The 10,807-nt window shown below is 63.4% G+C and carries 9 protein-coding genes; 4 read left to right on the top strand and 5 right to left on the bottom strand.

Annotated elements, in window-relative coordinates:
* Positions 1-1,047: class I tRNA ligase family protein (locus tag RMO18_RS10495; protein WP_309665775.1), on the top strand; the 1,047-nt coding region annotated here is incomplete at its 5' end.
* A gap of 25 nt (positions 1,048-1,072) precedes the next feature.
* Here RMO18_RS10495 and RMO18_RS10490 read toward each other — a convergent pair.
* Positions 1,073-1,432: a hypothetical protein gene (locus RMO18_RS10490; RefSeq protein WP_309665773.1), complete on the bottom strand. Its 360-nt coding sequence runs from the start codon at positions 1,430-1,432 to the stop codon at positions 1,073-1,075.
* A gap of 159 nt (positions 1,433-1,591) precedes the next feature.
* Between RMO18_RS10490 and RMO18_RS10485 the strand changes: the two genes are divergently transcribed.
* A complete protein-coding gene (locus tag RMO18_RS10485; protein ID WP_309665771.1) occupies positions 1,592-2,695 on the top strand; it encodes a pyridoxal phosphate-dependent aminotransferase in 1,104 nt (367 codons plus the stop codon).
* Here RMO18_RS10485 and RMO18_RS10480 read toward each other — a convergent pair whose 3' ends face one another.
* The 3 genes from RMO18_RS10480 to RMO18_RS10470 all read right to left on the bottom strand — a co-directional run bounded on the left by RMO18_RS10480 (position 2,696) and on the right by RMO18_RS10470 (position 5,981).
* A complete protein-coding gene (locus RMO18_RS10480; RefSeq protein ID WP_309665770.1) occupies positions 2,696-3,079 on the bottom strand; it encodes a DUF4177 domain-containing protein in 384 nt (127 codons plus the stop codon).
* 155 nt (positions 3,080-3,234) lie between these two features.
* The gene (gene gatB, locus RMO18_RS10475; RefSeq protein WP_309665769.1) at positions 3,235-4,746 is read right to left on the bottom strand and encodes an Asp-tRNA(Asn)/Glu-tRNA(Gln) amidotransferase subunit GatB; all 1,512 of its coding nucleotides are present in this window, start codon (positions 4,744-4,746) and stop codon (positions 3,235-3,237) included.
* Between the two features lie 71 nt (positions 4,747-4,817).
* Positions 4,818-5,981 (bottom strand): hypothetical protein, encoded by a 1,164-nt coding sequence (locus tag RMO18_RS10470; protein WP_309665768.1) that lies wholly within the window; start codon positions 5,979-5,981, stop codon positions 4,818-4,820.
* Positions 5,982-6,235: 254 nt separating this feature from the next.
* Between RMO18_RS10470 and RMO18_RS10465 the strand changes: the two genes are divergently transcribed.
* Positions 6,236-6,733 (top strand): transglycosylase SLT domain-containing protein, encoded by a 498-nt coding sequence (locus RMO18_RS10465; protein WP_309665766.1) that lies wholly within the window; start codon positions 6,236-6,238, stop codon positions 6,731-6,733.
* Between the two features lie 7 nt (positions 6,734-6,740).
* On the opposite strand, the gene pepN is transcribed toward RMO18_RS10465, so the two are convergent.
* Positions 6,741-9,302, bottom strand: coding sequence for an aminopeptidase N (gene pepN / locus RMO18_RS10460; protein ID WP_309665764.1), 2,562 nt, complete (start codon positions 9,300-9,302; stop codon positions 6,741-6,743).
* Between the two features lie 115 nt (positions 9,303-9,417).
* Between pepN and RMO18_RS10455 the strand changes: the two genes are divergently transcribed.
* Positions 9,418-10,807 (top strand): FAD-binding domain-containing protein (locus RMO18_RS10455; protein ID WP_309665762.1); only part of this gene is annotated, 1,390 nt, incomplete at its 3' end.

Raw genomic sequence — 10,807 nt, 5'->3', positions numbered from 1 at the left:
TCGCTCGGCAACGTCATCGACCCGTTGGAGATCATCGACGAATACGGCGCCGACGCGCTGCGGTTCGCCAACGCCGCGATGGCCAGCCTTGGCGGCGTGCTGAAGCTGGATACCCAGCGCATCGCGGGCTACCGGAACTTTGGCACCAAGCTGTGGAACGCCTGCCGCTTTGCCGAGATGAACCATGTGTGGGAGGGCCACAAGACCGGCCCCGCCCCTGCTCCGAAAGCCACCGTCAACCAGTGGATCATCGGCGAGGCCGCCCGTACCTTGGCCGAGGTCGACGCGGCGCTGGCCGATTACCGGTTCGATCAGGCGGCGGATGCGCTGTACAAATTCGTCTGGGGCAAGGTCTGCGACTGGTATGTCGAATTCGCCAAACCGCTGTTCGACGGGCCGGAGGCGGCTGAGACGCGCCAGACCATGGCCTGGGTGCTGGACCAGTGCATGATCCTGCTGCACCCGATGATGCCCTTCGTCACCGAGGAGCTGTGGGCCACCACCGGCGCGCGGACCAAGCCGCTGATCCACACCGACTGGCCCGTCTATGGCCTGGACCTGATCCAGCCCGCCGCCGACCGCGAGATGAACTGGGTGACCGCGCTGATCGACGAAATCCGTTCGGCCCGTGCGCAGATGCATGTGCCGGTGGGGCTGAAGCTGGATATGGTGGCGACCAGCCTGACCGACGAGGCGCGCGCTGCCTGGGCGCGCAACGAGACGCTGATCAAGCGCCTTTCCCGGATCGACAGCCTGAGCGAGGGCGCGGCCCCGAAAGGCAGCATCGCAGTGGCGGTGGAGGGGGCGGCATTTGCCATTCCGCTGGCCGGGATCATCGACATTGGCGAAGAAAAGGCCCGTCTTTCCAAAGCGATGGAGAAGCTGGGCAAGGAAATGTCCGGGTTGAACGGCCGGTTGAACAACCCAAACTTCGTGGCCTCAGCCCCGGAGGAAGTGGTGATCGAGGCCCGCGCCAACCTTCAGGCGCGCGAGGCGGAGGCAGCGATGCTGCGCGCCGCTTTGGCCCGGCTGGCAGAACTGGACTGAGGCGGGGGCCTGACCGGCCCCTGCCCTATTGCGGCGCGACCGTAACGAACACCGTGTAATCCGACAGCTGTACCGGGCGGTTGAGATCGTCAAGCACGTTGCGGCCGGGTTCCAGCCGGGTGAAGGTGATCCGCAGACCCAGCGCCAGCGCCTCGCGCGTGGCCTCGTCGCACATGTTGCACAGCGTGATGTCGTGCAGGGTGCCCTCAGCATCGGTCAGGGTCAGGGTGATCTTGATCAGGCCTTCCCAATAGCAATCGACGTCGGACGGGCAGCGCACGTCCTGCACCCCGGTCAGCCGGATTGTGGCGTTCGAGCCGGGTAGCTGGACTACGGAGTCAGCCTCGATGACCAGGAGTGCAGGCTCAGGGACGGTATCGGCCATGGCGGGCGTTAGCCCGAGGGACAGGACAAGGACTGTGACTAGGCGTAGCATGCGAACCTCTGGATCAACCGGGGCCGAATGTGCCCCTTTGCTTATGACGCAGACCAGTGTGGTTTCCTTGGCTTGCACCAGCCACAACTTCGCGCATAGCGTGGTGGCATGACCAGCCGTTTTCTCACCCCGCTTGCACAGTCGCTGCCCTCCACCGTGCCCTTCACCGGGCCGGAAACGCTGGAGCGCCGTCAGGGCCGCCCGTTCCGCGCCCGGCTGGGTGCGAATGAAAGCGTGTTCGGGCCGTCGCCCCATGCGATTGCGGCAATGCAGGCGGCGGCGGCGGGTGCGTGGATGTATGGCGACCCGGAAAACCACGACTTGAAGCAGGCCTTGGCCGCACATCATGGGATCACTGCGGACCACATTGCCATTGGCCCCGGCATTGACGGGTTGTTGGGGCTGATCTGCCGCCTGACACTGGAGCATGGCACGCCGGTGGTGACCTCGCTTGGCGCTTACCCGACGTTCAATTTCCATGTGGCGGGCTATGGCGGGGCGCTGACGCGCGTGCCCTACAAGGGCGATCATGAAGACGCAGGCGCGCTGCTTGCCAGTGCCCGCAGCAGCAGTGCGCGGTTGCTGTATCTGGCCAACCCGGACAACCCGATGGGCAGTCATCATCCGGCCGCAGTGATCGAGGAGGTGGTGGCGAACCTGCCCGAGGCGACGCTGCTGGTGCTGGATGAGGCCTATGCGGATCTGGCCCCGCCCGGCACGGTTCCCACGATCCGCGCGGGTCATCCTCAGGTCATCCGGCTGCGGACGTTTTCGAAGGGGTACGGGTTGGCAGGCGCGCGGGTAGGCTATGCGATTGCGGCACCTGAGATGGTGCTGGCCTTCGACAAGGTGCGCGACCATTTCGGGATGAGCCGGGTGTCACAGGCCGGGGCGCTGGCGGCGCTGGCAGACCAGACCTGGTTGGCCGATGTGCAGGCCCGGATCATCGCTGCACGCGACAGGGTCGGTAGCATCGCGCGGGCCAACGGCCTGCTACCGCTGCTGTCGGCGACGAATTTCGTGACGCTGGACTGTGGCCGCGACGGTGACTATGCGCGCGCGCTGCTGGCCGCGATTGTGGCGCGGGGGGTGTTTGTCCGGATGCCGGGGGTGGCGCCACTGGATCGCTGCATCCGCGTCAGCCTTGGCGACGCGGTCAGCCTTGATGCGTTTGAAGACGTGTTGCCCGACGCGCTGAAGGCAGTCGGCTGATCATTCGGCCGCGAGGTTGGGTTTTGCCGGGCCCACGATAGGCGCCGGGCCGACGGGCACTTCTGCCGGGCCGAGCTTGGGCGCAGTCGCAGGCACCTCGGGGGTGAAGATACGCGTGGCCGGGCGTTCGGGCAGGTCTTCGCCAAGGGTTTTCAGCGGGCGACGGAACACCAGCATGTTCTGGAACGTGGTCTTGGTGCCGGTGAACCCCGCGCGTTCATCAACCGGCAGGGCATCGGCGCGGACATAATCCCAGCCTTGGGCGCCAAGCTCGTTCATCAGGGTGGTCAGAGCCAGGGCAAACCGGTCTTCGATGGTTTTGACACCGCGAGCCTTTTCGCCACGACGCGGGGCGGGCACCACATGATACTCATAACGTTGCATTTTCGTCTCCCCAACCTTGGCAGCAATACTATCGGGATTCGGCATCAGAGGCCAAGGCGGGAAAACATGATCGTGTGGTGGCAGGGTCATTCGCGCAACAGCGCAGGATATGGGGGTGGCGGTGCGGCTGTTGCCTAACGCTAGTGGAGAAACCGTCAGAGACCCAGCTTCGCCGCCACCAAGGCATTGACCGCCGCAGGGTTGGCCTTGCCGCCGGTGGCCTTGATCACCTGCCCCACGAACCAGCCGGCAAGCTTGGGATTGGCCTTGGCCTTTTCCACCTGATCGGGGTTTGCGGCAATGATTTCGTCAACCGCTTTCTCGATTTCACCGGAGTCGGTGACCTGCTGCATGCCGTGTTTTGCCGCCAGGTCGGAAGGTTCGCCGCCATCGGTCCAGACGATCTCGAACAGGTCCTTGGCCATCTTGCCGCTGATCTGGCCACTGCCGATCAGATCCAGCACACCGCCGAGTTGGGCCGCCGACACCGGGCTGTCGGCAACGCCAAGACCTTGCTTGTTGAGCCGACCGAACAGTTCGTTGATCACCCAGTTTGCCGCCTGCTTGCCGTCACGGCCCTGTGCGACCGCCTCGAAGAAGCCTGCGGATTCAAGGTCGGCGGTCAGCACGTTGGCGTCATAATCGGTCAGGCCGAAATCGGCCATAAACCGGGCTTTCTTGGCGTCTGGCAGTTCCGGCATGGTCGCCCTGATGTGGTCGACCCAAGGTTGGTCAATCTCCAGCGGCAGCAGGTCGGGGTCGGGGAAATAGCGGTAGTCGTGCGCCTCTTCCTTGGACCGCATCGATCGGGTCTCGTTGCGGTCGGGGTCGTAGAGGCGGGTTTCCTGATGCACGGTGCCGCCGTCTTCCAGAATCGCAATCTGGCGGCGGGCCTCATAGTCGATGGCCGCTTGGATAAAGCGCATGGAGTTCATGTTCTTCAACTCGCACCGCGTGCCGAGATGAGCGAAGTCCTGCGTTGCCTGGTATTTCTCGTACTGGCCCGGACGGCAGACCGAGACGTTCACGTCAGCCCGCAGATTGCCGTTCTGCATGTTGCCGTCGCAGGTGCCAAGATAGCGCAGGATCTGGCGCAGCTTGACCACATAGGCTGCCGCTTCCTCGGGCCCGCGAATGTCAGGGCGGCTGACGATTTCCATCAAGGCCACGCCGGTGCGGTTGAAATCGACGAAGCTGAGGTTGGGGTCCATGTCGTGAATGGATTTGCCCGCGTCCTGTTCCAGGTGGATCCGCTCGATCCGCACCAGGCGCGCGACACCGGGGGCCAATTCGACCAAAACTTCGCCCTCGCCCACGATGGGATGATAAAGCTGGCTGATCTGATAGCCCTGCGGCAGATCGGGGTAGAAATAGTTCTTGCGATCAAACGCCGAGCGCAAATTGATCTGCGCCTTCAGCCCGAGACCGGTGCGCACCGCCTGTTCGATGCAATACTCGTTGATCACCGGCAGCATCCCCGGCATCGCTGCATCGACAAAGGCGACATTCGAATTCGGCTCGGAGCCGAAACTGGTCGAGGCGCCGGAGAACAGTTTCGCGTTCGAAGACACCTGCGCATGGATTTCCATGCCGATCACCAGTTCCCAGTCGTGCTTTGCCCCCGAGATCACGCGGGGTTTGGGCGAGGTGTAGGCGAGGTCCAGCATCGTGCCTCCGACAGACAGGTTCAGCGCTTGGGTTTAAGGCGGCGCGCTGCGGGGGGCAAGGGGTCGCTGGTCTAGGACGACTGGTGCTGAGCGGCCAGTCCGCCGTCGCGGACGACGATATGCGCCCCGCCCTGCAGGTCCTGGCCGAATACCTCGGTCATGGCGAGGGCAAGGCCGTCATTGCCGTCAGGCCAAGCCGCCAGGTGAACCTCAGTCATGTGGGTGCACAGCAGCCGCGACATCGCAATCCGCACCAGCCCGAGGTCCACATCCTTTGACGGGTCCTCGCCGTGTGAATCCTGCAGCATCGCCGCCAACAGGCCCGCAGCCAGATTCACCCGGTACTGGCATTTCGTGGCAATACGGAAGTGCTCAAGCCCGGTAAGAAAACGCCGCAAATCCATGCCGGGGGGAAAGTCGCCAAGATCTTCCCGCGCCGCCATGTAGAACACCGCGTAGGCCGCTTGCCCGGTCTTTGTGGACGTCAGGGCCGCTGCTTTGGACGCCTCGTTATCAAAACCGGACAAGGTGCCAAACCAGTGCGGTAACATGTTGTGGGCATGGGCGGTCTGGGCATCGCTGTCTTCGGGGTCAAGGTCGCACCAATCCTCGAACCAGTCGCGGCACAGGGACCTGCCCTCTTCGATGCCGCGCACCAGCTGATAGCGCGTGTTTGCCAGCAGGGGAGACAGTTCTTCTATCGGATCGAAGGATGACAAGACGGCTTCGGCCTGCGCGTAATGCGCGGCACTGTCCTTCCAGACGCCCTGCGACATTTGCCCAACCTGCGTCATCTGACGCTTGGCGTTTGCGACATCAAGGTGTCCGTGCGCCAAAAGATGCGCAGCGGTATAGTCAGCCGGGTGGTCGTCAAACACTGCTGCAAGGCGCGCAAGTTCGGCATCGGCGGCGGGCCAATCCTGAGCCTTGATCCTGTCGTTCAACTGGCTGCGTGCCCCCTCGCTGATCAGGGTTGCCAGGGACTTTCCACCGCCCACCTTGGCGCGGGACAGATCGGCGTAGCGCAGCCAGACTAGCAGATCCTCCCATTGGCCATTTGCTGATATTGCTGCGTGGCCGGATTTGATCGAATGCCATTCATCCAGCACTGGCGCAACCGGCAGCACCGGAACATCAAGCCGCTTCAAAACCTCTTCCGGTGTCATTGGCTCCTTTGGCAGTTCAACGAGGCTGTCCGCCATTTCCCGCATTGCGGCGGGTTCCTGCTCAGCCATTGGCCGGTGGGTTTTCAGCGCGCGGAGGGAACGTATAACCATAACTCGGAACCACTTTCAGATCGTGAAGCAACTTGTTTAGCAATACCGCAAATTCTGGCGAAAACATGATAGTGCGGCGTGTTTCAAGTCGCAGATTCGCAATATCTTTACATTGCATAGCCTTAGGGTTGTTTACGGTTTTTGCACTTTCGGGATGCGTGTCTTCTGACGCTGCAGGGAAGTCCGGCAAAGGAGCTGATTCGCCGCCACCGATGCGCTGGGATCACCGACCCGAGGCAGTTGAATGGACCGAAGCGACGCTGGTTGCAGTTTCGACCAAAGACCCGGTGCTGGCCGAAACGGTGCCTGCGGATATCGCGCAATGGTGCCCCGGCTACCCGCAAGCCAGCATCGATGAACGGCGGGCCTTCTGGGCTGGGCTGCTGTCATCGGTGGCAAAGTACGAAAGCACGTGGAATCCGCTCGCCGCAGGGGGCGGTGGCCGATGGATCGGGCTGATGCAGATCTCTCCACGGTCAGCGGCGAATTACGGCTGCGAGGCCAAGACGGCCGGGTCGCTGAAAGACGGGGCGGCAAATCTGGAATGCGCCGTCGAAATCATGTCTGAACAGGTGGCCAAAGACGGCCTCGTCGCCGGCGAGGGCAACCGCGGAATTGGGCGTGACTGGATGCCGGTGCGTGACGCGGGCAAGCGTGGCGAGATGTCCGCCTGGACCAAGACGCAGCCCTATTGCGCCGCGACGGGCTGAGCCTGCGTCAGTCTGCCGCCAGCATGCGTTCCGTCATTTCCCGCAAATCGCCGCTCAGGCCCTTGGCCGCAAGCACCCGCGCCAGTTCGACCTTTGCCTTGGCCTGACGCCCCGCGTCGTATCGCGGCCAGGTTTCGAAGGCGGTCGAGACGCGTGACGCGGTTTGCGGGTTCAGCGGATCGAGTTTGATCAGCCAATCGGCAAGCAACTGGTAACCGGACCCTGATGCGTGGTGGAAGCCGGCATGATTGGCCGACAACACGCCGATGACGGAGCGAAAGCGGTTGGGGTTCTTCCAGTCAAAGTCGGGGTGACGGGTAAGTTGCTCGGTGATCCGGGCCAAATCCGCCGGGGCCGCATAGGCAACCTGCAGCGAAAACCACTTGTCCATCACGTTGCGATCCGCCGCCCAGCGCGCCTCGAACTGGGCAAGTTGGGCCTGCCCTCGCCCGATATCAAGCAGGGCCGACAGCGCGCCGATTTCTTCGGTCATGTTGTTGGCCGCAGCATAAGCTGCCTCGGCCGCACGCCCGCCGTCCATCCGCGTAAGCAAACCCAACGCCGCCACCCGCAGCGCCCGTCGCCCTGCGGCCTTGGCATCGGGCGTGAAGGGGCCTGGATCGGCAAGGCCGTCAAACAGCACCGGCAAACGCTGCCCAAGACGCTGCGCCAAGGCATCGCCCATGCGGCGCCGGGCAATGTAGATGCGGTCCGGGTCAGGCACGTGACCCGCCGCTTGCAAGGTCTGGGCCATGTCATCCTCGCCGGGAAGGCGCAGGGCCAGGGCGCGAAAGGCCGGATCAAGGCTGTCGTCAAAGGCGACCTGCGCCAGCGCGTCCAGCCAAGCAGCCGCCGGGTCAGCGCCTTCGGTTGCCATTTCAGCCATCACATCCTTGGCCAGCGCGCGGCCCGCTTCCCAACGGTTGAAGGCATCGGAGTCATGCGCCAGAAGGAATGCGCGTTCTGCCATCGGCACTTTTCGATCCAGCACAACGGGGGCGGAAAAATCGCGCAGGATCGACGGGATCGGCCGCGCGCCAAGACCTTCAAAACTGAAACTCTGCCGGGCTTCGGTCATTTCCAGCACAGTTGTCGGAACCACCTCATCGCCGTTGGGATTAAGCAGGCCAACAGCGATCGGCAGAACCTTGGGCTGCTTTTCCGGCTGGCCTGGGGTGGGCGGGTTGTGCTGTTCAAAGTGCAGCGTGTAGACACCGTCCTTAAAATCGTCGTCCACTTTCAAGCGTGGCGTTCCTGCTTCGGAATACCAGCGCTGGAACTGGCCGAGATCGCGGCCTGTGGCATCCTCGAACACCTTGAGCCAATCTTCGATGGTGGCGGCCTGGCCGTCATGGCGGTCGAAGTACAGGTTCAGCGCCCTGGCATAGCTGGCATCACCCACCAGCCGTTTCAGCATACCGATGACTTCAGAACCCTTTTCGTAGACGGTGGCGGTGTAGAAGTTGTTGATCTCGACAAAGCTTTCGGGGCGCACGGCATGGGCCAGAGGCCCGGCATCTTCACGGAACTGCCGCGCCCGCAACGCCATCACATCTTCGATCCGGCGCACCGCCGGGGAGCGCATGTCGCCGCTGAACTGGTGGTCGCGGAACACCGTCAACCCTTCCTTCAGGCATAGCTGGAACCAGTCACGGCAGGTGATGCGGTTGCCGGTCCAGTTGTGGAAGTATTCATGCGCAATGATCGCCTCGATTCGGGCGAAGTCGTCGTCGGTGGCGGTTTCGGGGCTGGCCAGAACGTAACGGGAGTTGAAGATGTTCAGCCCCTTGTTTTCCATTGCGCCCATGTTGAAATCATCGACCGCGACGATGTTGAACACATCCAGATCGTATTCGCGCCCATAAACCTGTTCGTCCCAGCGCATCGAGCGGATCAGGCTGTCCATCGCATAGGCGCAGCGGTCCTCATCGCCCTTACGCACCCAGATATTGAGGGCGGCCTTGCGGCCCGAAGCAGTTGTGAAGGGCGCCGAATGCGCCACCAGATCGCCCGCCACCAATGCGAACAGATAGGCGGGTTTGGGCCATGGATCGTCCCATTCGGCAAAGGTCTTGCCGCGCCGACCCGGATTGCCGTTCGACAGCAGGATCGGCAGATCACTTTCGACACGCACCTTGAAGGGGGCCATCACATCGGGGCGATCGGGGTAGAAGGTGATCTTGCGGAAGCCTTCGGCCTCGCATTGGGTGCAATACATGCCGTGCGACATATAGAGCCCCTCAAGCGCGGTGTTGGTCTCGGGCGCAATCTCGACTTCGGTTTCAAGGGTGAAGCCGCCCTTAGGCAGAAGTTTCACCGCAAGCGTGAGGCCGTGCGAATCCGGCACCGTCTTCACCTCGGCGCCATTCACCTTGCACGAGATCAGCCGCAGCCCCTCTCCATCCAGCCGAAGGGCGTGGCGGCCAGGGCGCGCCGGGTTTGGCGCCAGAACCAGCCGCGCCTTGACCCGCGTCGCCTTTGGCGAAAGTCGGAAGGTCAGCGCCACTGCGGACACCAGGAAGGGATAGGGCTGATAATCGGACAGATGGATCGTTCGTGGGGCGTTCATTGGGCACTCCTTGACCGGCTCAAGCTAGGCTTTGGGGTGTCAGGCGCAAGGGGTGGTTACGCAGACAGAGCGTTTCCACCTTTACGAATCTTCTACGGTCGCTAGTTTATGTTCCATGAATGTTCTTCTTTGGTTCAAGCGCGACCTGCGCCTATCCGATCACCCGGCGCTGACGGTTGCGGCGGCCATGGGCCGGGTTTTGCCGCTGTACATCATCGAGCCTGATTATTGGGCGCAGCCCGACACTTCGGCCCGGCAATGGGCGTTTACTGCCGAATGCCTTCACGATCTGCGTGATGCGCTGGCGGAGCGGCAGATGCCGTTGATCCTGCGCACCGGCGATGCGGTGGCCGTGCTCGACAGCCTGTGTCGCCAGCACAAGATCGCCCACATCATCAGCCATGAGGAAACCGGCAACCAGTGGACCTATGCCCGCGACCGCAAGGTGGCTGCATGGGCAAAGGGAGCTGGGGTGGAGTGGGTGGAGCTGGCGCAATCGGGTGTGGTGCGCCGATTGCGCGGCCGGGATGGTTGGTCAAAGGCACGCGATGCGATGATGGCGGCGCCGTTGCTGGACGTACCGGCGATCACCCCGGTGCCGGGGGTGGAGCCGGGTTTTCTGCCCAACGCACGCGCCCTGAAACTGGCTGAGGACCGCTGCCCGCACCGCCAGACCGGTGGCAGGCTGCAAGGCTTGGCGCTTCTGGACAGCTTTCTAGCGCAGCGCGGTGAAAGCTATCGCAGTGCAATGTCATCGCCGCTGACGGGAGAGCGCGCCTGTTCCCGCCTATCGCCGCATCTGGCGCTGGGAACAATTGGCGCAAGGGAAGTCGCGCAGGCCACCGCAGCCCGTCAGGCCCTGCGCCCAGGCGGGCGTTGGGGTGGGGCGTTGACCAGCTTTCAATCCCGGCTGGCCTGGCGCGACCACTTTGCCCAAAAGCTGGAAGATCAGCCGTCGATCGAGATGCGCAGCCTGCATCCGGGCGCCGAGGCCAGCCGCCCACGCCGGGCCGATGCCAACCTGCTTGCGGCCTGGGCAACCGGGGACACCGGCCTGCCATTCGTCGACGCCTGCATGCGCTATCTTGCGGCCACCGGCTGGCTGAACTTTCGGATGCGGGCGATGGTGACGTCTTTCGCCTCGTACCATCTGTGGCTGGACTGGCGCGCCAGCGGAACGCTGCTGGCGCAGATGTTCACCGATTACGATCCGGGCATTCACTGGCCGCAGATTCAGATGCAGTCCGGCACCACCGGGATCAACATTCCCCGCATCTACAACCCGGTGAAGCAGGGGCTGGATCACGACCCCAGCGGCGTTTTCACCCGCCGCTGGGTGCCGGAGCTTGGCCCGGTTCCCGATGCATTCCTGCAGCAGCCGTGGAAATGGCCGGACGCCGCATGGTTGCTGGGGCGCCGCTACCCCGAGCCGGTCATCGACGTCACTTCCGCTGCCCGCGCCGCCCGTGAGGCGATCTGGTCCGCCCGGCGCGGGCCCGGTTTCG

It is taken from the genome of Tabrizicola sp. (assembly GCF_031377265.1).
Lineage (GTDB): Bacteria > Pseudomonadota > Alphaproteobacteria > Rhodobacterales > Rhodobacteraceae > JAUYQR01.
The sequence above is the reverse complement of the archived record's forward strand: the minus strand, read 5'-3'. Positions and strand labels throughout refer to the sequence as shown.